Annotated in this window: 15 protein-coding genes and 1 pseudogene; 7 read left to right on the plus strand and 9 right to left on the minus strand. The window is 62.1% G+C overall.

The features are described 5' to 3' along the window. Window positions 1-35 precede the first annotated feature (35 nt). The 4 genes from Q3A80_RS07520 to Q3A80_RS07535 all read right to left on the minus strand — a co-directional run bounded on the left by Q3A80_RS07520 (window position 36) and on the right by Q3A80_RS07535 (window position 6,617). Window positions 36-2,408 carry a protease pro-enzyme activation domain-containing protein gene (locus Q3A80_RS07520; RefSeq protein ID WP_446328449.1) on the minus strand — a complete coding sequence of 791 codons (2,373 nt, stop codon included), beginning with the start codon at window positions 2,406-2,408 and terminating at the stop codon, window positions 36-38. A 328-nt stretch (window positions 2,409-2,736) separates the two neighbouring features. Beyond that, window positions 2,737-4,617 carry a polysaccharide biosynthesis protein gene (locus tag Q3A80_RS07525; RefSeq protein ID WP_446328450.1) on the minus strand — a complete coding sequence of 627 codons (1,881 nt, stop codon included), beginning with the start codon at window positions 4,615-4,617 and terminating at the stop codon, window positions 2,737-2,739. 12 nt (window positions 4,618-4,629) lie between these two features. Then, window positions 4,630-5,646, minus strand: a complete 1,017-nt coding sequence (locus Q3A80_RS07530) for an MraY family glycosyltransferase (protein WP_446328451.1) — start codon at window positions 5,644-5,646, stop codon at window positions 4,630-4,632. A 5-nt stretch (window positions 5,647-5,651) separates the two neighbouring features. Further along, window positions 5,652-6,617 (minus strand): UDP-glucose 4-epimerase family protein, encoded by a 966-nt coding sequence (locus Q3A80_RS07535; RefSeq protein ID WP_446328452.1) that lies wholly within the window; start codon window positions 6,615-6,617, stop codon window positions 5,652-5,654. 376 nt (window positions 6,618-6,993) lie between these two features. On the opposite strand from Q3A80_RS07535, the gene Q3A80_RS07540 reads away from it, so the two are divergent. The 7 genes and pseudogenes from Q3A80_RS07540 to Q3A80_RS07570 all read left to right on the plus strand — a co-directional run bounded on the left by Q3A80_RS07540 (window position 6,994) and on the right by Q3A80_RS07570 (window position 15,250). After that, complete coding sequence (locus Q3A80_RS07540; protein WP_446328453.1) at window positions 6,994-8,985, plus strand: hypothetical protein; 1,992 nt, start codon at window positions 6,994-6,996, stop codon at window positions 8,983-8,985. 72 nt (window positions 8,986-9,057) lie between these two features. Further along, window positions 9,058-10,479, plus strand: a pseudogene (locus Q3A80_RS07545) (UbiA family prenyltransferase). Between the two features lie 3 nt (window positions 10,480-10,482). Next, window positions 10,483-11,799 (plus strand): FAD-binding oxidoreductase, encoded by a 1,317-nt coding sequence (locus Q3A80_RS07550; protein WP_446328454.1) that lies wholly within the window; start codon window positions 10,483-10,485, stop codon window positions 11,797-11,799. Next, window positions 11,796-12,548 carry an SDR family oxidoreductase gene (locus tag Q3A80_RS07555; protein WP_446328455.1) on the plus strand — a complete coding sequence of 251 codons (753 nt, stop codon included), beginning with the start codon at window positions 11,796-11,798 and terminating at the stop codon, window positions 12,546-12,548. The genes Q3A80_RS07550 and Q3A80_RS07555 overlap by 4 nt, the downstream gene beginning before the upstream one ends. A gap of 44 nt (window positions 12,549-12,592) precedes the next feature. Next, window positions 12,593-13,531, plus strand: coding sequence for an NAD-dependent epimerase/dehydratase family protein (locus Q3A80_RS07560; protein ID WP_446328456.1), 939 nt, complete (start codon window positions 12,593-12,595; stop codon window positions 13,529-13,531). 4 nt (window positions 13,532-13,535) lie between these two features. Then, entirely contained in the window at window positions 13,536-14,819 is a 1,284-nt protein-coding gene (locus Q3A80_RS07565) for an NAD(P)/FAD-dependent oxidoreductase (protein WP_446328457.1), read from the plus strand. Next, window positions 14,816-15,250 carry a GtrA family protein gene (locus Q3A80_RS07570; protein ID WP_446328458.1) on the plus strand — a complete coding sequence of 145 codons (435 nt, stop codon included), beginning with the start codon at window positions 14,816-14,818 and terminating at the stop codon, window positions 15,248-15,250. The genes Q3A80_RS07565 and Q3A80_RS07570 overlap by 4 nt, the downstream gene beginning before the upstream one ends. A 4-nt stretch (window positions 15,251-15,254) precedes the next feature. On the opposite strand, the gene Q3A80_RS07575 is transcribed toward Q3A80_RS07570, so the two are convergent. From Q3A80_RS07575 to gmd, 5 genes are read right to left on the minus strand one after another with little or no spacing between them, the layout of a single operon-like run. Continuing rightward, window positions 15,255-16,484 carry a glycosyltransferase gene (locus Q3A80_RS07575; protein ID WP_446328459.1) on the minus strand — a complete coding sequence of 410 codons (1,230 nt, stop codon included), beginning with the start codon at window positions 16,482-16,484 and terminating at the stop codon, window positions 15,255-15,257. After that, a complete protein-coding gene (locus Q3A80_RS07580; RefSeq protein WP_446328460.1) occupies window positions 16,481-17,545 on the minus strand; it encodes a glycosyltransferase family 4 protein in 1,065 nt (354 codons plus the stop codon). The genes Q3A80_RS07575 and Q3A80_RS07580 overlap by 4 nt, the downstream gene beginning before the upstream one ends. A 37-nt stretch (window positions 17,546-17,582) precedes the next feature. Beyond that, window positions 17,583-18,734, minus strand: a complete 1,152-nt coding sequence (locus tag Q3A80_RS07585) for a glycosyltransferase family 4 protein (protein WP_446328461.1) — start codon at window positions 18,732-18,734, stop codon at window positions 17,583-17,585. Continuing rightward, window positions 18,731-19,648 carry an NAD-dependent epimerase/dehydratase family protein gene (locus Q3A80_RS07590; protein ID WP_446328462.1) on the minus strand — a complete coding sequence of 306 codons (918 nt, stop codon included), beginning with the start codon at window positions 19,646-19,648 and terminating at the stop codon, window positions 18,731-18,733. Before Q3A80_RS07590 ends, Q3A80_RS07585 begins: the two co-directional genes overlap by 4 nt. Beyond that, the gene (gene gmd / locus Q3A80_RS07595) at window positions 19,626-20,660 is read right to left on the minus strand and encodes a GDP-mannose 4,6-dehydratase (RefSeq protein ID WP_446328463.1); all 1,035 of its coding nucleotides are present in this window, start codon (window positions 20,658-20,660) and stop codon (window positions 19,626-19,628) included. The genes Q3A80_RS07590 and gmd overlap by 23 nt, the downstream gene beginning before the upstream one ends. Window positions 20,661-20,751 lie beyond the last annotated feature (91 nt).

Consider the following 20,751-nt stretch of genomic DNA (forward strand, 5'->3'; position numbering starts at 1 on the left):
GTCACCCGAAAACGCGAAGCGACGAGCGGGAGGCACTAGATCCCTGCGGTATTTGTGCTCCAGCGCGCCAGTTGCGTATAAATCACGACGTTCCCGTCGTCCTGAACATACGTTACCGCACCGGGATAGCCACCGGTACCGGAATTCCAGAGCGGCGCACCCGCTGCGCTGTAGACGACGAGATTGCCGTCCCCTTGCATCACCGCATAGGCGCCCGCGTGTCCGAAGGTACCGGAATTCCACACCGGAACGCCCTGGCGAATCAGTACTAGATTCCCGTCGCCCTGCATGACCAACACGTTGGCACCGTTGCCTGACGTAAAACTCTGGCCGGCGCTGATCGCGACTCCCCCCTTCCAGACGGCAGCTCCACTCGACGAACTCGCCAATCCCGACGTAGCGGTCGACGTGGAAAATATTGGGAACGACGATCGGTATATCACCATGTTGCCGTCGTCCTGCACAGCAAGATACTGGCTATAGGACGCGCCGTAGCTCGACGAAAACCACAGCGCGTTGCCGCTCGGGCCATAGACCACGAAGTTGCCGTCGGTCTGGAGGACGGCATACGCTCCGGTATTTCCGTACGTCCCGGAATTCCACACCGCAGCACCATTGGTTGCGTTGTAAAGGACGAGGTTGCCGTCACTCTGCATGGCCAGCTTATGGCTTTTGGAAGCCGAATACACGATTTGCCCGGGCTTGAGCGTCGTTCCTTGGTTAATCACGCCGCCGTAGATCGGGGCCGTCTGAACGCATATCGTGGAATACAGCAAGCCCACGTTCGGCGAGCCCCAGCCGGTCACGAAATCCCATCCGGAACCGGCGCTATATGCGCCATTGCTTCCGTACGTGACGTCGCGAAAGATGGATCCGGTCGTTGCTTGAGCGCTGTAGATCGTGGGCGCCGCAAACCCCGGCTTCGTCGCGCAACTCCCCGACAGAATCCGCGCCCACGTCGCGCTGAACAGCGGCGCGGACAGGCTCGTGCCGCCAACCATCACAAGTTGTCCGCCGACGATGATCTGTGCACCGCTGTTGGGATCGGCATCGAACGCAATATCCGGCAGACCGCGGAACGCCCGCCCCTTGAGCGCGGGTACGTTGGACTGCCATGACGGAATCGGTTCGATGCCGCTGATGCCGCCGCCGCTGTCGCTCCAGGCCGTCTCGCCGGCGTAGCTTCCATCCCCGTTCGTAGAAAGGCTCGTGCCGCCTACCGATACGACATAGGGCGAAGTGGCGGGGTATTGCACCGATGTGCCGGTGCAGCCATATGCGACGCTGCCCGAATCCCCGGAACTGACCGAGAACGTCTGTCCCTGCGCGACGGCGAGTTGGAATAGCGTGTCGATCGAGGCCGTCGGCGCCCAGTTCTCGCAACCGCCGATCGACATGTTGATGACCCGGGCGGTGTTGTCGCTCACGGCGCGATTGATCGCCAGCGCCATATCGCTCCACGAGAAGGACGGCGCCACGTAGAAATTGAGCTGCTTGACGCCGCCGGACATCCCGACGATGGCCTGGCTATCGAGCGACCACTCCATGTTTGCGCTCGTGTCGGAGCTTGGCGTTCCGACCTTGATCACCGAAACGGGTACGGCAGGCAACCGGTTGTTGCTCTCGAACGTGGTCAGGTCGATGACAGGCTGCGTCACGTCGCCTACGGCAATGATGCCGATCGTGGTATTGGCCGCCGTCGGGACGCTGCCGACTGAATAGATGCCGGGAAATTCCGTCGGATTGTGGCCTACCATGACTGCGGATGTCGTGGGCGACGCATTTACAGTCGGCGCAGCGGCGGCATTGGAAGCACGCACGAAATTGGGATGCAGGCGAGTCGCGGTATCGAGCCCGAGAACTCCCTGGACGACCCCACTGATCGCGTTGGGCACCGTCTCCGGGGTCGTGTTGATATGCGAGCTGGTGCCGTCCGCCATCGCGACCGGGGCAAGCGACGTCTGGAACACGCCTGATATCACGCCGGCCGGGGCATCGGCTTCGACGATCATGTTGTTGTCGGCAACCTTGATGTTCGTGAAGCCTTTACTTCCCAAATAGGTCTTCACGCTGGCGACCTGTTCAGCGGTCGGTGCATATCGTGCGGCAATCTGCGCAGAGGTCAGCACGGCCCCGAAGCTGGCGCTTCCGGGCGTTCGTGCCTCGTGCAGAAAGTGGCTCAACCCAGCTGCATCATTCAGCTTAAGGACCAGCGCGACATGGACCGGTGCGGTCGCGCTCATCGGCGCGGCGCTCACCACGTTGCCCGTCGCCCGAAGCGCCGACAATTTACCGGTCTGTGCCGTGACCACCGCCGAACTCGCGTCGTCGTCGCCGCCGCCGCAGCCCGCAAGCGCGAGCACCATGAGTGCCGCGCCTATTCCCCTGGCAAGTTGTTCCGTTTTCATCGAATTGGTATGGACCGTAGAGCTCGTATTTGGCTTTTCACCTTTTTCTTTACGGCAATCGCACGGCTACCTTGAGGAAAACATAGGAAGGAATCGATCGGTAGTCAAATACTCCGATGTATCGAATCGGATAGTCGGGCGGCGCAATTTCCACCTGCAGCCGCGCCTCGGATGTTGCACAACTGAAAGCATCGCTTCCGCGACACGTCACGCGTCAAGCCGACTGAATTCGCACCGAATCCACCAATTAAAATGCCGTTCAGCTCGGTCCTGAACGGCATGGATTCCGCGATCGCTGGTTATTCGACCGCAACCGATTGCGGCGCGCTCATTCGCTCGCAACCGCGCGTCTCGGCACGCTTTGCAGCACCGGGGCGACGGTCGTCTGATATTCCGGCACCCAGCGCCGCAGATCGCGCCGCACCTCGTCGTCGCTAAGCACGCGATGCTGCATCAGCCACGGCAACAGTTCATCGAGCAGATGATCCGGCACTTCCCGCGCACGAGCGATCCGCAGCTTCGGGTGCGGCGTGCGCGTGGTCGTCTCGTCGTCCGCGAGCAGTTCCTCGTAGAGCTTCTCGCCCGGGCGCAGCCCCGTGAACTCGATCCGGATCTGCTCTTCCGACAACCCATAGAGACGGATCAGATCGCGAGCGAGGTCGACGATCTTGACGGGCTCGCCCATATCCAGGATGAAGATCTCGCCGCCGCGCCCCATGCTCGACGCCTGCAGCACGAGTTGCGACGCTTCCGGAATCGTCATGAAGAACCGCGTGATCTCGGGGTGCGTGACCGTCACCGGCCCGCCCTTCGAAATTTGCTGCTGGAACTTCGGAATCACGCTGCCGGCACTGCCGAGCACGTTGCCGAAGCGCACCGTCTCGAACTGCGTACCGTCGCTCGTCTGCTGCAATGCCTGGCACGCCATTTCGGCAAGCCGCTTGCTCGCGCCCATCACGTTGGTCGGATTGACGGCCTTGTCGGTCGAGATCAACACGAAATGGCGTACGTTGTGACGGATAGCGGAGCGCGCGACACGATAAGTGCCCAACACGTTGTTGCGCAGCGCCTGCCACGCATTGTGCTCCTCCATCAGCGGCACGTGCTTGTATGCGGCCGCGTGGAAGACGATATGCGGCGCATAGCGCGACATCACCTGGTCGAGCAGCAGCGAATCCTTCGCGTCGCCGATGATCGGCACGACGGGCTGGTCGGGGAAACGCTCGCGCAGTTCCTCGGCGAGCCGGTACATCGCATATTCGGAAAGGTCGAACGCGACCAGTTGCGCCGGTTTGAACCGCAGGATCTGCCGGCACAGCTCCGAACCGATCGAGCCTCCCGCGCCGGTCACCATCACGACACGGCCGCGCAGCAGCGCCTCGACGTGCGGCGTGTCGATCGTGACGGCGTCGCGGCCCAGCAAGTCCTCGAGGTCGATGTTCCGCACCTGCGACAGGAACCCCTGCCCCGGCATCAGCGCGGTGAGCGACGGCAGCACCATCGCCTTGATGCCGGCGCGCACGCATAGCGTCGCGACACGGCGCTGCGTCTCGACCGATGCCGACGGGATCGCGATGATCGCGTATTCGACCTTCAGCGCGTCGGTCCAGTGCTTCAGGTCATTGAACGAGCCGAGGACCTTGTAGCCATAGATTTCGCGGCCTTGCTTGGTCGGATCGTCATCGAGGAGACCCACCAGACGCCATTCGCCCGACCGCGACAGTTCCCGCGCGAGGCTCGCGCCGGCCGTACCGGCACCGAGCACGAGCACCGGCTTGCCCTGGCCGACGAGTCCGCCGTACAGGTAGAACTCCTTCGTCGCGCGGTACAGCGCGCGGGCGCCCCCCATGACCAGGAACAGCATCAGCGGGGACACAAGTAGCACCGAGCGCGGGATGATTGGCGACGGCTGGAACATCACGGCTCCAATCATCACAATCACACCGCCGCCAATCACCGCCTTGGAGATCCGCATCAAGTCCGGAAGACTGGCGAACACCCACAGACCTCGGTATAAGCCGAACACGTGGAACATCAATGCATAGACCGGCAGTACCCAGAGGAGCGCGGCCAAGCCACCGCCCATGAAATCGGGCGGAACACTACCGTTGAAGCGTACGAGATAGGCGAATAACCACGCGGCGGTGACCGCCGTCAGGTCAAACAGGAAAGCGCTCAGCGAAAGCCATGATGCTTTGGATCGCAACATCGGCGGGAAACCTCAAGAGTTGTTTTCGGCGGCCGACTGAAACCGGCGCCAACGCATGTCGATCACCAATCCGATACATGCCAGGACGCCGTACCACGCGAAGAACGACAGCCACTGCTGCAGTTCCGGGCGGCCCTTAGCCCACACGGCGACGATTATGCCTGCGAGCATGATGAGGTACCAATAAAGAGCAGTCCGGCGGTGACCTACGCCTGCCCGGACCATCCTTTGATAATAATGCTCCCGGTGCGCCTGCCAGAACTTTTCGCCACGTAACAGACGTCTCAAAAGTGTTACAGATGCATCGGCGATAAAGGGCGCGAACACCAGCGCCGGGAACCAGATCGGCCATGCGTTGGTGCGCCAGCCCCAATAGCCGAGTGCACCCGCCAGGAATCCGAGCGGAATCGAGCCGGCATCACCGAGAAACAGCCGGGCCGGGTGGAAATTCAGCAGAAGAAAGCCGAACGCAGCGCCTGCGACCGCGGAACCGGCTATCGCGAGATCGGTGGATGGATGCGCGCCGGCCAGCGCCGCAACCGCATAGGCGCCAAAGCCGAACACGGCCATCCCGCCTGCAAGCCCGTCGGCGCCATCCATGAAGTTGTACAGGTTCGTCAGCCAGACCATCATGAAACCCACGCCGGCCAGCAGCCACCAGGGCGCATCGGCGGGATAAACCGCGATCAGCGCAACAACTGCCACGAGATGCGCCGAAAATCGCACACGTGCCGGCAACCCCCGCCGGTCATCGATTTGGGATATCGCGGCAAGCCCCGCCGCAGCGACTGCGATCAGCCACAGCCCCGGTGCGAGCGCCAGCAGCGCGATGACACCCACCGGCATGATGCCCCACCCGCCAACGCGCGGCGTCGGCAACGTGTGAAGCGAACGATCGTTTGGAATGTCGGTGGCGAGCCGCCATGCGAGGCCGGTGGCGAGCAGCGCGCGCAAGATGACCGTCGATGCGATCGCGGCGGCCATGGCCAGCGCAATCGCGACGGTCCACGTGGAAATCGGGAGGGACATATTGGCTAGTTCTGAGTGTCGCGCGAACGATACCATGCAGCGGTCGCCGCGAGACCCTCTCGGGTCGTTTGAGGCGGTCGCCAGCCGAGGACGCGGCGGATATGGCTCGTATCGAGTTGCAGGCTGCCAGTCAGACGCTCGACGGCCGCGCTGCGGCCGGTCAGGCGGCCGGCCAACCGGAGAGCGGCGAGCGGCACGGGGAAGAGCCGCGCCGGGCGATCGAGCGCGTCGCCGACCATGCGCAGCAACCCCGCGACCGACGGTGCGTCATCGTCGGCGACGTGGAAACATTCGTGGGCCGCGCGCGGATCGATCGTGCAGTGCAGCAGCGCGTCCGCCAGATTGTCGATGCTGACGATGCTGCGACGCGCGGCAACGGAGCCGAGGGGCAGCGGCACCCCGCGTGATACGGCGTCCATCATTCGCAGGAAATTCGCGCGGACCTCGGGACCGTAGACCAGCGGCGGCCGAACGATCACCGTCTCCAGACCGGTGGAATCGCCGAACTGTCGAAGCAGCACTTCGGCATCACGCTTCGAGCGCCCGTAGGGATCTTCGGGACGAGCGGGGCTGTCTTCGCGCAGCGGCTGGCCACCGTCGGTTTCGGCAACGGCCTTGATGCTGCTGACAAACACGATGCGACGCACGCCATGCCGGTGCGCGGCTTCGGCAACACGCAGCGTGCCGTCGACGTTCATCGCGCGAAACGCGGCGTCCGGATCCGCGGCCGCGTCATTCATCACATGCACGCGCGCGGCCAGATGCACGACGCAATCGACCTCACCGGACGCGGCCGGCCAACAGGTTTCTATATCAGCGAACTCCGGGCCGGCATGCACCCATTCGGCGACACCGGCCGGCACGGTGCCGGCGCGGCGAACGATGCCGCTCACCCGATGCCCGTGCTCGACCAGGATACGGCATAGGGCGCGGCCCACGAAGCCGCTCGCCCCCGTTACCACGACATGCATTGGTGATGTTTCCAGGTAATGCGGTTGAAGAAAAACACGAATTCGGTGCGCGACCGCGCGGGATCGCGAATCATTCAATGCTTGATGCTCGAATGCGAAATAGGTCCGAAGTATACCGGCTGCCTACCGTCGGATCTCGCACATACCGTGAAAGCGCTTCGGCACCGGTCCTTCGGGTAGCAGACGATCGTCGCACCCCCACTTGTCACCACTATCCCGAATTTTAGCTGCACCATACATTCGACACGCATGCAAGAGGTTGAAGTATCACGCTTTTTACTGCATGATAGCGCCCGCCTCACCCCGCGAAAGTCGGCACTGGACAAGTCGCTCGCCGAGACGTTACACAGAACAGGCCTTACCAACGGGATCAATATTGGACGCAAACGCACAGCCCCAATTAATCAAGAATTCCATTCCGAAATTCATCCGCATTCTTGATTTATTTATTTTCCTCGCCGCTGCGCTCACACTATTGCTGATCAATTGGCACCTGATCAACGCTCACAATTTGGAAGCAACTGATTTCGCGGCAAATAGTCTTCTGATCCAGAAAGCGAAGCATTTCGATTTATTTGTCGGAAATTATTCACGCGTCGGATTTTATCATCCCGGACCGGCAATTCTCTACGTGCTGGCATTCGGCGAACTGTTCTTCTACGACTGGACACATCTTCTCCCGTCCCCGTTCTCCGGGCAAATGGTGTCCGTGATCTTGTATAACGCAGGATGGATCACCATCATTTTCCGAATGCTCCGAAAAATTGCCGACTCGACGCGTAGCGCCAGTCTGATGATGGCAGTATTTGTGTGCGTCGTCGCCCAGCAAAATTTTCAGTTTTTTGCCGGAATGTGGTTTCCGGAGCTCTATTTCTTCCCGTTCGCAACCGCGCTGATCGCTGCGTCCAGGTTTGCATCAGGCAAGACCGACACGCTGTTGCCGTTGGCGCTGAGCACTGGATTCCTGATCAACGGACATGTATCGTTCATTTCCACACTCGGTATCGTCTTCGCACTGCTCCTGCTCTATAACCATCTTCAACGCGGCAGATTGGGACGCGACCAATATATCTTTGCTCGCGAATACTGGAAAACGAATGGTCTGACGGTTGTCCGAGCCATCTTCGTTCTACTTCTCTTTTTCGTTCCCCTCATCATCGAGACGATCCGCCATTTCCCCGGCCCGGTGGCGAGCTATATTTCGTTCGGCAGGCAGCATCATGCCAATACGTTCGGTGACACAATCAGATACTCGGGGAGATACTGGGGCAGTACCGCGACATTCGTTTTAGCGGTAATCGCCATGGTTGCGATTCTCGCCTACGGTATGTTCGGCAGGCGCCGCACCGCGAGCAACGGCATGGCCTTGTTGGCCACGCTCGTCGCGGCGACGGCAGCCATGCTCTTTTATTCCAAGTTTGGAGTGGATGAACTTCATCAAAAATACATCGGTTACTTCTACTATTCGGTTCCCGCACTGGCTGCGAGCCTGTTCGTCGCCTGGGCAACGCGCGCATGCCCATCAAGACTTTTTAGACTCCTGACGGTTATCGCCGTACCCGCCCTCCTCATTGTTGCCGTAGTCAAAATCGACAATACGCCGGACTACGCAATTTTCTACAATGAACCAGGCATAGCTGATGTGTACAACGGCCTCGCGAAGACGAAGCCAACGGGGCGAATCGTACTCAATCTGGATAGCAAGCCGAATCCCGCCAAGATCTGGGAAACGACCCTGGGGCTCCTGATTTATGCAAAGCGCGCCGGGAGCGACCTGATTTGTGTCAACCAGAACTGGCATATCAGCTACACGAAAGACGCGCAATGCACACAAAGCGAGGTCGCAAACAACGAAGGGTACGAGGTTTCGAACCTCTTGCCCGGCAATCGTACGCCGACGGATATCGAAGGAGCCGATCTGCTGCTCCGAAGGTATCCCGACGACTTCTCCGACCTTGGCTTCGTTTCCGCCGAGCACAACCCCGGCATGTTCGGATCCGTTCTCAATGGCGGCTGGTCGTCCGTGGAATCACAATTCGTCTGGATGCAGGCACACGAGGCGCACCTGCTACTCAAGGTACGCAAGAAATTTTCCGGCGTCCTGCAATTGGATCTCGGAGCCTTCCTGCCTCGCCCGAATTTCGCCCAACATCTGACGATCTATGTGAACAACGTGCCGGCCTACCATGCCACGTTCGATGCGAGCGCGCCGCGGCAAATGATTCGCATCCCGATCGAACAGGCGAATCAAGGTCCGATCGACATCAGGTTCGTCGCACCCGACGTCGTATCGCCCAAATCCCTTGGTATGTCCGACGACCCTCGAACGCTGGGTGTCTCGCTATACGGACTCGGCCTGGTACATTAAGGTGATGTCGAAAGTACTTCCGCCCGTCTACTCATACTGTCTGATTCGATGCGCCACTAGCAGCACCTACCTATGATCAGACCGCTCGTTGTCGACCTCGATGGAACCCTGCTTCGTTCCGACGTCCTGATCGAATCAGGGTTCTGTTACCTCAAGGCTTCGCCGTTTCGTTGCTTCACTCCGCTCACATGGCTGATCCGGGGCGGGAAGCCCGTGCTCAAGTCGCAGCTGGCCGCCGAGACCGATCTTGACGTCAGCGTACTGCCGTTCGACCCGCAAATCGTCGACTGGCTCAAGGACGAACGCGCGAGCGGGCGCTCGATCGTACTCGCCACCGCGAGCCACGAAAAGTATGCGCACGCGATCGCCCGGCATCTCGAATTGTTCGACGAAGTCGTGGCGACCAACGAGCAGATCAACCTGTCCGCGCATCGGAAAAGGGATCGGCTCGTAGCGCGCTTCGGCGAGCGTGGTTTCGACTATGCCGGCAACTCGCGAGACGATCTTCCCGTCTAGCAGGCGGCCGAGCGCGCCTACGTCGTCAATGCCCCGGCCGCAGTCAGGCGGGCGGCCGAGAAGGCAGGCAACGTCGAGCGCGTATTCGAATCGCGCCCGCCGGCGCTGAAAACGTGGGCCCGATCGCTGCGCATGCATCAATGGCTGAAAAACCTGCTGATCTTTCTGCCGCTGCTTGCTGGGCACTTGCTCGGTTCGCTTCATCTGATCGCCAATGCCGTTCTGGCATTCGTGGCCTTCGGCCTCTGCGCGTCGAGCGTCTATCTGCTGAACGATCTGCTCGATCTCGAAGACGACCGACACCATCCGACCAAATGCCGACGACCGCTTGCGTCCGGCGCACTGCCGCTTGTGTGGGGGCTGGCCGCATTTCCCATCCTGCTCGCCGGTGCTTTCGCGCTGGCGTTCACCGCGCTACCGTGGCGGTTCTCGATCGTGCTCCTCGGCTACTACGCGCTGACGCTCGCCTACTCGACGGTGCTGAAGCGCCTAGTGATGATCGACGTCGTCGTGCTCGCGCTGCTGTATACGGTACGTATCGTTGCGGGCACCACCGCAATCGCGACGCATCTGACGTTCTGGCTGCTGGCCTTCTCGATGTTCATCTTCCTCAGCCTTGCCCTCGTCAAGCGCTACGCGGAACTGCTCTCGATGAAGAAACGCGGGCTGACCCAGTCGCGCGGACGCGGCTACGTCGCGAGTGATCTCGAACTGGTTTCGTCGCTGGGGAGCGCGTCGGGCTATCTGTCGGTGCTGGTGCTGGCGATGTATATCCAGGATCCGAGAACCGCGCACTTGTACAGCCATCCTCAAATCATTTGGCTGGCCTGCCCGCTTCTGCTCTATTGGATCAGTCGCACATGGATCCTCGCGCATCGCGGCCACATGCACGACGATCCCATCATCTTCGCCGTCCGCGACCGGGTAAGCCTCGTCGTGATCGGACTGTGTGGTCTGGTCTTCTGGGCGGCCATCTGAACGATGCGCACGGTTCTTTCATGGGGACGCTATCCCGCCCAACCGCAAACCCCGCACGACATCGCATGGCGCAACGACCTGCGCGGAACTTGGGCGAACGTCATCGGCGCACACGGAACCACGCTTGCGTTCGGCAACGGCAGAAGCTATGGCGACAGTTGCCTGGCTGCTTCCGGCCACGTGCTTCGGACCCGAACGCTGGACCGCCTGATCGCCGCAGACTGGGAAACGGGCGTATTGCGTGCGGAACCCGGCGTCACGCTGGAACAGATTCTGGAAGTCGCGATACCGCGCGGCTGGATGCTGCCCGTCACGCCCGGAACCAAATACGCGACGCTCGGCGGCGCCATCGCGAACGACGTCCATGGCAAGAACCACCACGTACGCGGCACGTTCGGTCGCCATGTACGCCGTTTCATGCTGGCCCGCAGCGACGGCACCATGCTCGAATGCGCCGCGGACACGAATGCGGAACTCTATGCCGCGACGATCGGCGGCCTGGGCCTGACGGGATTGATCCAGTGGGCCGAGATCCAGCTGATGCCGGTTCGGTCGAGCCGAATCGACGTGACCAGCATTCGCTTCGGCAACCTGGACGAGTTCTTCGAGCTGTCTGAGGCCTACGATCCCGTGCATGAATATAGCGTCGCCTGGGTGGATTGCCTGAGCCGGGGCGAGCAGCTCGGGCGCGGCATCTTCATGGTCGGCGACCATGCACACGAAGGACCGCTCGAGGTGGACCGACGCGGAAAACGGACGGTGCCGTTCACCTTTCCGGTGCCGATTTTCAACAAGGCGACCCTGCGCACGTTCAACGGCCTGTATTATCACCGCCAGCACACCCGCGAAGTCCGCTCCACCGCCAGCTATGACCAGTACTTCTATCCGCTGGACGGACTGCTCGAGTGGAACCGCATCTACGGCCGCCGCGGCTTCCAGCAATATCAATGCGTCGTGCCGCGTGCGGTTGCCCGCGATGCCACGCGCGATATGCTGCGCGCGATCGCCGACAGCGGAACCGGGTCGTTTCTGGCCGTGCTGAAGCGTTGCGGGGACGTCCAGTCGCCCGGCCTACTGTCGTTCCCGATGGAGGGCACATCGCTCGCGCTCGACTTCCCGCAGCGAGACGAGCCGAACCGACGGCTGTTTGCCGTTCTCGATAGCATCGTCCGCGAGGCCACTGGAAGAATCTATCCGGCAAAGGATGCCCATATGGCGGGCCAGGACTTCCGGACGGCCTATCCGGACTGGGAGCGAGTCGAAACCCTGCGCGATCCCGCGCTTCTTTCCCGTTTTTGGGATCGCGTCACCCGTACATGACCATGCCGAAAAATATTCTGATAGTAGGTGCGACCTCAGGCATTGCGATGTCCTGCGCACGGATCTGGGCCAGCGAGGGCGCCCGGCTGTTCCTGGTCGCGCGCAACGCGGATCGTCTGCAGCAAGTGGCGGATGACCTGCAAGCGCGTGGCGCGGCGCTCGCGGCCACGCACACGTTGAACATCGACGAATTGGGGCAGCACGCTGCCATGCTCGACGGCTACCGGCGTACGTTCGGTGGAGCGCCCGACATCGTCCTGATCGCACCGGGCACGCTACCCGACCAGACTCAGTGTCAGGCCGATCCTGCCGTTGCCGTGCGGGAATTCAATACGAACGCGACCTCGGTGATTGCGTTGCTGACCGCAGTGGCAAACATGCTTGAGGCCGCGCGAGGCGGCGCGATCGGGGTAATCGGCTCAGTCGCCGGCGACCGGGGTCGGCCGTCCAACTATCTGTACGGCAGCGCAAAAGCCGCGCTGGCCACGTTCTGCGAAGGGTTGCGCGCGCGGCTCTACAAGGCCGGCGTACACCTCGTCACGATCAAGCCCGGTTTCGTGGCTACCGCGATGACGGCAGGACTGCCCCTGCCCGGCCCGCTCGTCGCGTCGCCCGACAAGGTCGCGAAGGACATCACCCGAGCCATCGAGAAGAAGAAGAACGTGCTGTATACGCCGTGCTTCTGGTCGCTGATCATGTTGATCATCCGTTCGATACCGCAATTCGTCTTCAAGCGCCTGTCCCTGTGACGATCGCGACGCGCCCGCCCCCTTTCATGCAGACACCTGAAATCATGAATCAAACCCGTATCGTCCTTCCTGGCGGCGCAGGCCTGGTCGGTCAGAACCTCGTTGCCCGGCTGAAACAGCACGGCTACTCGAACATCGTCGTCCTGGACAAGCACGAAGCCAACTTGAACGTGCTGCGCCAGGTGCATCCGGACGTCACCGCCGTGTTCGCCGATCTTGCCGAGCCCGGCGACTGGGAAAGGCATTTCGAACACGCGGACACGGTCGTCATGCTGCAGGCCCAGATCGGCGCACCGACCCGCGAGCCATTCGTGCGCAACAACATCACCTCGACGAAGCACGTGCTCGAGGTGATCAAGCGCTACGCGATTCCTCATACGGTGCACATCAGTTCGTCGGTGGTCAATTCCGTGGGGGACGACTGGTACACGGAAACAAAACGCGAACAGGAAGAGATCGTCGCCGCGTCGGGCATCAATTGCGTCATCCTGCGTCCAACGCTGATGTTCGGCTGGTTCGACCGCAAACACCTCGGCTGGTTGTCGCGCTTCATGCACCGCGTACCGGTGTTCCCGATTCCGGGCAGCGGCCGCTACATGCGGCAGCCGCTCTACGTCGGCGATTTCTGCAATGTGATCGTCAGTTGCATCCGTTCCGGGAAATCCGGTCAGGCATTCAACATTACGGGGCTCGAGCGCGTGGACTACATCGATCTGATCCGCCAGATCAAGCGCGCGACGCACGCACACTGCGCGATCGTCAGGATTCCGTACAGCCTGTTCTACGTGCTGCTCAAGGTTTATGCGCTGTTCGACAGCAATCCGCCGTTCACCGCGGACCAGTTGAAAGCGCTCACCGCCGGCGACGAGTTCGAGGTGATTGATTGGGAAGGCATTTTCGGCATCCAGGCCACGCCGCTGGACCAAGCCATGATCGAAACCTTCAACGACCCCACCTATAGCCATATCGCACTAGAGTTCTAAAGTCATGAGCGCAGACCGTATTGCCGTCCTCGGTGCCGGCCCCATGGGGCTCGGTGTCGCCTATCAGCTCGTCAAGGACGGGCGAAAGCCTGTCGTCTTCGAGGCAGACGATCGCGTCGGTGGCATGGCCGCATGCTTCGATTTCGGCGGCCTCTCGATCGAACGCTACTATCACTTCCACGCCATTTCAGATCACGCGTTCCTGCAGGTACTGCAGGAGCTCGGTCTCGAAGACAAGATGCACTGGCGCGAGACGAAGATGGGGTACTTCTACCAGAACCGCGTGCAGCCCTGGGGCAACCCGGTCGCACTGTTGAAGTTCAAGGGACTCGGGCTGACCGCGAAGATACGCTACGGATTGCACGCGTTTCTCTGTACGCGCCGCGACGACTGGAAGCCGCTAGACAAGCTCGAGGCGACAGGATGGATTCGTCGCTGGGTAGGTGACGAAGCGTGGGAGGTGCTGTGGCGCCGTCTGTTCGACTATAAGTTCTACGACCATGCGCGCAGTCTGTCCGCGGCGTGGATCTGGAGCCGCGTACGCCGGATCGGCCGGTCGCGCTACAACCTCTTCAAGGAAAAGCTCGGCTACCTCGATGGTGGCTCGGACACCCTGCTCGAAGGCATGCGCCGCTATATCGAAGCGAACGGCGGGGAATTCAAGCTCGGCACACCCGTCAGCAAGGTCCTGATCGAAAACGGCAAGGTCGCCGGCATTGAGGCGGGAGGCCAGTCGCATGCGTTCGACAAGGTCATCAGCACCATTCCGCTGCCCTACGTGCCGCGCGTGATGCCCGATCTCCCGCAGGACATCCTGGAAAAGTTCGCGAGCGTGAAGAACGTCGCCGTCGTCTGCGTGATCGCCAAGCTGCGCAAGCCGGTCACCGAGAACTTCTGGCTTAACACCAACGATCCGGAGATGGACATTCCCGGGATCGTCGAATATACGAACCTGCGCCCACTCGACGCGCATGTCGTCTATGTCCCGTTCTACGTACCCGGCGAACATCCGGTGTATCAGCAGGAAGATTCGGTCTTCATCGACAAAGTGAAGCGGTACCTGATGAAAATCAATCCCGCGATTGCGCCCGATGACTTCATCGACGTTCGCGCCAGCCGCTACCGCTTCGCGCAGCCGGTCTGTGAGCCCGGCTTCGCGGACCGCCTGCCCCCGATCCAGTTACCGGTCCAGGGGCTGCTCGTCGCCGACACGTCGTATTACTACCCGGAAGATCGCGGCATCTCCGAAAGCATCGGGCTGGCGCGCGAAATGGCAAAGATGGTATGACGGAAATCGCTCCCTCGGCGAAGCGCGGCCTGGTCTCAAGAAAGTTCTTGCTGTTCCTGCTGACGGGCGGCTTCGCCGCTGCCGTCAACTGGGGCAGCCGGATGCTGTACAACCTCTGGATGCCCTACTCGGCCGCGATCGTCGCCGCCTACGTGACTGGCATGATCACGGCGTTCGTGCTGGCCAAGCTGTTCGTCTTCACGGAAAGCACCCAGTCCACGGGACGCTCGGCCTTCTTCTTCACACTGGTAAACCTGGTCGCGGTACTCCAGACGTGGGGGGTCAGCGTTGGCCTCGCCTATTACGTGTTCCCGAAAATCGGCCTGCACTGGCATGACCGGGACATTGCTCACTTGGTTGGCGTGATTGTCCCGGTGTTCTCCAGCTACATCGGACACAAGAAGTTCAGCTTCCGGCATCACGAAAGCTGATTCGTCACACGGGCCGGCCACCGCCCGTCGAACGCTCCGAGCCAGCGGCCAACACGCCCTCGACCCGCTCGATCAGCGCCCTCGTCATCTCGACCCAGCCGTGCTCCCGCTCGACGAATTGCCGAGCGTGGCCGGCCATTTCCACCGCCGCCGACGGGTGTGCCACCAGCCACTCGATTCGCTCGACGAACGCCTCCGGCGTATCTGCGATCAGCAGATCCTGCCCGCTCGTCGCGCCCAGCCCTTCGTGCCCGAGCGATGTCGTCACGACCGGCAGCCCGAGCGCCATGTACTCGAGGATCTTGTTCTGCACCCCCGCGCCGATCCGCATCGGACACACGCCGATGGCGCCGTCGGCCGCGGCTTGGGCAACCGACTCGACCCGGCCGGTCACCTCGACACCGTCGTACTCGCGGAATCGTTCCGCCAACGCGGGCGCGATGGATCCGACGATTCGAAACCGATAGTCCGCGCGCTTGCGCAATAACGGTAGCACCGCTTCGGCGAAGTAATGGCACATGTCCTGGTTTTGAACCGTCCGCATGTCGCCAATGAAAACCAGCAAGCGGCTTGCCATGCTTCGCGTCGCATACGGCAGTCCGGACAGATCCACGCCGTTCGAACACACCATCACGCGCTTGTCCGGCTGCCCGGGAAACAGGTAATCGCGATCGGCCTGCGACACCAGCACTGAAAGGTCGAAGTCGTCGACAATCGTGCGTTCGTAGTCCAGCAGACGCTTCGCCTCGATGCTGAACACGCGCGACTTCAGTCCTCGCGCGTTCCTGAGTTGCTTGACGCGACTGTAGTTGAGCGAAATCGCGTCGGTCATTTCGAGGATGCGCGGCTTGTCGGACTGGCGCACATACTCCGCGCAGCGCACTAGATGGACGAACACGCCATCGTGCGACGGCAGCAGCCGGGACACGGCCGCCTGGAACGCGCGGCTTCGGTAGTACGCCACTTGCAGCGGCGTGCGGGTCGGCAGCGCGAGTAACGTGTTGACGTACGAGCGCGCTCTGGACAGAAAAACCCGTTCGACTCGGTCGAACACGCCATCGTCGGGCAATTCGGCACGCAGCTCCTCCGGCGACTCGCACAGGCTCAGCAGCGTCAGCGAGTAATGGCGCGAGAGCACCCTGCAGAGGTGATAGATCCGCAACTTGTCGCCGCCGATCACCGGATACGGGAACCGGGGGGTCAGCACCAGCAGTTTCTTCTTGACCGGGTTCATGACAGGCGCGCCCAGAAAGCCTCGATCGAAGGACGCACCGAGGAGGCCGAAAAGGTGCGCGCGCGGTCCATGCCGGCGCCGGTCGCCACGTCGAATCGGGTGCTATCGTCCCATACTCGGCGTATCTGCTCCGCCATGTCGTCAACCGAGCACGGATCGAATTGCAGGCCGCAATCTCCCGCAATCTCCGGCATCGACGTCGTGTTGCTGCACGCGACAGGCGTGCCGGACGCCATCGCTTCCAGCAACGGAATCCCAAACCCCTCGAACAACGATGCGAAGATGAAGGCGCGAGCCTGCCGGTACTGTTCGCGCAGTTCCGCTCGCGATACGTAGCCGAGCAGTTCGACGACACCCTCGAGCCCAAGCGCGTGTGCCCGCTCGACAAAATGCGCGTGATGGTCAGCCTTGATTCCTGCGATCCTGAGCCGCGCGTCGTCGCCCAGCGCGGGCCGTGCCAGCGCGAAGGCCTGCAGCAGGCGATCGACGTTTTTGCTCGGCGCCTCGCCCGCCACCGTGAACAAAACCGGCTGGCGCGCCGCCTGACTCAATGGCGGTGCGAACCAGTCATCCGAAATCATGCACGGAATGACGGGGACGTCCGTTTCCTGCAGCCCGAACCGGTCCATCAGCTCGCGCTGGGAATACCGCGAGATGGTCAGCACGGTGTCGGCCCGGCGCACGAGCCGCGGCACCACATGCCGGCGGTAGACACGCCCGAGCGTCTGGTACAGCGATTGCGCCGGCGGCAGCACATTCCACGGCTTCATGTAGATCAGGTCATGGACGACCGCAATCACCCGCGTATTCCCCGTGGACCGCAACGGCCCCGTATTGTACGGGCACAGCAGATAGTCGAGCTTTTGCTCACGGCACAGGCGCGGCAACTCCACCTGCTCCCACCACGGGAAGAAGCCGTGGCCGCCACTGACGCATGGCCATTCGTCTGCGCGCACGCCGTCTGGCCCGAGACCGAGCACCGACGCGCCAACCGGCTCCACCAGTTGTCGCGCGAACCGCCCCATCCCGCGATAGTTGCCCACCATCCAGGTGATGTCCACCCCCAACTTCACACGGTGCTCCTAGCAGCGAATTGAGTCATGAACCACACGTACCGCGCAGGACGGCGTCGTAGACAGCAACAGTCTGATCCGCACAGGCTGGCCAGTTCAGCGCGCGTGCGCGTGCCAGTCCGGCCGCGCGCAATGCATTGACCTTGCCCGGCTGCTCGACGATCAGTCGCATCCCGTCGGCGATTTCGCCAACGCTGGCGGGATCGATCAGGATAGCCGCATCCCCTGCGACCTCGGGAACGGACGTCGTGTTGGACGCGACCACCGGGAGCCCCGAAGCAAAGGCCTCGACGACCGGCAGCCCAAAACCCTCGCACAGCGACGCGAACACGAGCGCGCTGCCGGACTGCATCAGCGCGCGCACGTCATGGTCGGGGAGGTACTGTAGCCACCGAACGCTACCTCCCTGGTCAGCACTCAAGCGCGCCACGAGCTGCTCGCATCCCCACCCGGCCCGACCGACGATCACCAGCGGCACGTCACGGCGCAGCGCGGCCGGCAGGCTAGCATGGGCGTCGACCACCCGCTCGAGATTCTTTCGCGGCTGCAGCGTGCCGACGCACAGGAAGAATTGCTCGGGCAGACCGAGCCGCTTCAGCACCGCGGCCCGCTCGGCCGGATCGATTCGTTCGAAAAAGCGCGGATGCACGCCCAGCGGAACGACAGAGATCCGGTCGGGCGCGATGCCGAAATGCTCGACGATTTCCCGCTTCGAGTAATCGGAGATCGTGATCACATGGTCGGCCCAGTGACCTGAGCGACGCAGCAGCCAGCGGCGCAACGCAGCCAGCCGGATCGTCGTCCATTCCGGATGCGACAACGGGATGGCGTCCATCAGCGTCGCGATCACGGGGATGCCGGACAGCTTCGGAATCAGGTGATCCGTCGCATGGAATATGTCCACGCGCTCCGCGCGCAACGCTTGCCCGTCGACCCAAGACCACGGCGTGACGGCGCCCAGCACCGTCGCGATCTCGTGCCGACCGAGATTCACCGGCGGCCGGGCGCCCGGAAACGCATCGTTGCCGACGACCGCGCCGAAGCCGGCGGGAACCAGGTCGATCCCGCTGCGGGCCAGCAGCGCCCGCCCCAGCTCACGCGTATACGACCCGATGCCGTCAACGCCGCCATGCGCGCTGCTTCGCGCAAGGGCGGTCGTACCGAATCCGACTTTCACCCACGCCCTCCGCTGAACATCCAGCGCAGCGTGCTTTCCAGCGGAATGTCCTCGAGCGGCCCGACGGCGGCCTGCAAGCGCGCACCGTCACCCTGCAATCGACGCACTTCGTTCGCTCGTACGAATGCCGGATTGACGCGCACCTCGATCGTGTAGCCGGCGATCTGTTCCATCATCGCGATCACCGCTTTCAGCGATACGGCCCGGCCCGAACAGACGTTGAACACGCCGCCGGCTGGCGCCAGCTGCAGCAGGCGCCGGTACGCCTCCACCACGCGGCGTACGTCGGAAAAATCCCGCTCGACGTCGATATTGCCGAGCTCGATCACGCGTTCGCCACGCTGAAAATGACTGACGATCTTCGGCAGCAGAAACTGCGGCGACTGCCCGACGCCCGTGTAGTTGAACGGACGCGCGACGACGATCGGCAACTTGTCGTGCCACAGGCGCGACATGTACTCCATCGCCAGCTTGCTGACCGCATAATCGTTCGCGGGATTCGGCTCGACCGACTCGTCGATGACCTCGACCGCCGCGTTACCGTAGATGTTGGCACTGCTCGCCAGCAGGACCGCCTTCGGGCGATTCTCCAGGGTCGCGAGCGCCTCCAGCAGATTGCGCGTGCCGACCACGTTGGTGCGATACATCGCGTCGGCGTCCCCATGTGCGACGAACGCGATCGCGGCGAGGTGCGCGACCACGTCCGGCTGCACGTCGGCGACGACTTGCGCCAATGCCGCGCGATCGCACAGGTCAACCCGATACATGTCGGATCCCGTGGCTTCGGCACCGTGCGCGGTACCGAACACGCGATAGCCGGCCGCCCGGAGCGACTGCGCCAGATAGTCGCCGGTGAAGCCGCCGAGCCCCGTCACCAGGGCGCGCGGGGCGTCAGAACGAGAAGCCGCGTTCATTGCGACGCAAATCCGCTTCGACCATCATCGCGCACAGCTCCTCGAGCGTCGTCTTCGGCTCCCAGCCGAGCTTCTGCTTCGCCTTCTCGGGATTGCCGATCAGCAGATCGACTTCAGCCGGGCGATGGAACTTCGGATTGACGCGAACCACCGTCTTGCCGGTCGCGACATCGACGGCGGTTTCATTCACGTCGCTGCCCTTGAATTCGAGCTCGACACCGGTTGCCTTGAACGCCATGCGGACGAAATCGCGCACGGTCTCGGTCCGGTTCGTGGCGAGCACGAAGGTGTCCGGCTCGTCGGCCTGCAGCATGCGCCACATGCCTTCGACATATTCCTTCGCGAAGCCCCAGTCGCGCTTCGCATCCATGTTGCCCAGTTCGAGCACGTCGAGCTGACCGAGCTTGATCTTCGCGACGGAGTCGGTGATCTTGCGCGTGACGAATTCGCGGCCGCGCAGCGGCGACTCGTGATTGAACAGGATCCCGCTGCAGCCGAAGATGTCGTAGCTCTCGCGATAGTTCACCGTGATCCAGTGCGCATACAGCTTCGCCACGCCATACGGGCTGCGCGGGTAGAACGGCGTCGATTCGATCTGCGGAATCGCCTGCACCTTGCCGAACATTTCGGACGTGCTCGCCTGGTAAAAGCGGATCTTCGGGTTGACGATGCGGATCGCTTCGAGCAGGTTCAGCGGACCGATACCGGTGATTTCAGCGGTGGTGACCGGCTGATCGAACGACACGCCGACGAAGCTTTGCGCGGCGAGGTTGTAGACCTCCGTCGCGCCCGTCGTCTGCAGCAGGCGGATGCTCGCCGACAGATCGGTCAGATCGTACTCGATCAGATGAAGGTTCGGATGCTTGGCAATGCCGAGTTCTTCGATGCGCCAGAAGTTCACCGAGCTGGTGCGGCGATAGGTGCCGTAAACGGTATAGCCTTTTTCGAGCAAAATCTGCGCGAGATAGGCGCCGTCCTGGCCCGTGATGCCAGTAATAATGGAAGTCTTCATCATCCCCTCAAATTCGTTTCAACATAACTATTCAACACGTCGGGCCCTTGGCAGGAATTTGTCGATCCGCATCGATCCCGACCTTCCGGCA

This window comes from Burkholderia sp. SR8, from assembly GCF_052851275.1.

What these genes read in the sequence shown, in the direction of transcription:
- Q3A80_RS07520 (WP_446328449.1), bottom strand. Translation starts at nt 2,408, where the DNA reads ATGAAAACGGAACAACTTGCCAGGGGAATAGGCGCGGCACTCATGGTG.
- Q3A80_RS07525 (WP_446328450.1), bottom strand. Translation starts at nt 4,617, where the DNA reads ATGTTGCGATCCAAAGCATCATGGCTTTCGCTGAGCGCTTTCCTGTTT.
- Q3A80_RS07530 (WP_446328451.1), bottom strand. Translation starts at nt 5,646, where the DNA reads ATGTCCCTCCCGATTTCCACGTGGACCGTCGCGATTGCGCTGGCCATG.
- Q3A80_RS07535 (WP_446328452.1), bottom strand. Translation starts at nt 6,617, where the DNA reads ATGCATGTCGTGGTAACGGGGGCGAGCGGCTTCGTGGGCCGCGCCCTA.
- Q3A80_RS07550 (WP_446328454.1), top strand. Translation starts at nt 10,483, where the DNA reads ATGCGCACGGTTCTTTCATGGGGACGCTATCCCGCCCAACCGCAAACC.
- Q3A80_RS07555 (WP_446328455.1), top strand. Translation starts at nt 11,796, where the DNA reads ATGACCATGCCGAAAAATATTCTGATAGTAGGTGCGACCTCAGGCATT.
- Q3A80_RS07560 (WP_446328456.1), top strand. Translation starts at nt 12,593, where the DNA reads ATGAATCAAACCCGTATCGTCCTTCCTGGCGGCGCAGGCCTGGTCGGT.
- Q3A80_RS07565 (WP_446328457.1), top strand. Translation starts at nt 13,536, where the DNA reads ATGAGCGCAGACCGTATTGCCGTCCTCGGTGCCGGCCCCATGGGGCTC.
- Q3A80_RS07570 (WP_446328458.1), top strand. Translation starts at nt 14,816, where the DNA reads ATGACGGAAATCGCTCCCTCGGCGAAGCGCGGCCTGGTCTCAAGAAAG.
- Q3A80_RS07575 (WP_446328459.1), bottom strand. Translation starts at nt 16,484, where the DNA reads ATGAACCCGGTCAAGAAGAAACTGCTGGTGCTGACCCCCCGGTTCCCG.
- Q3A80_RS07590 (WP_446328462.1), bottom strand. Translation starts at nt 19,648, where the DNA reads ATGAACGCGGCTTCTCGTTCTGACGCCCCGCGCGCCCTGGTGACGGGG.
- gmd (WP_446328463.1), bottom strand. Translation starts at nt 20,660, where the DNA reads ATGAAGACTTCCATTATTACTGGCATCACGGGCCAGGACGGCGCCTAT.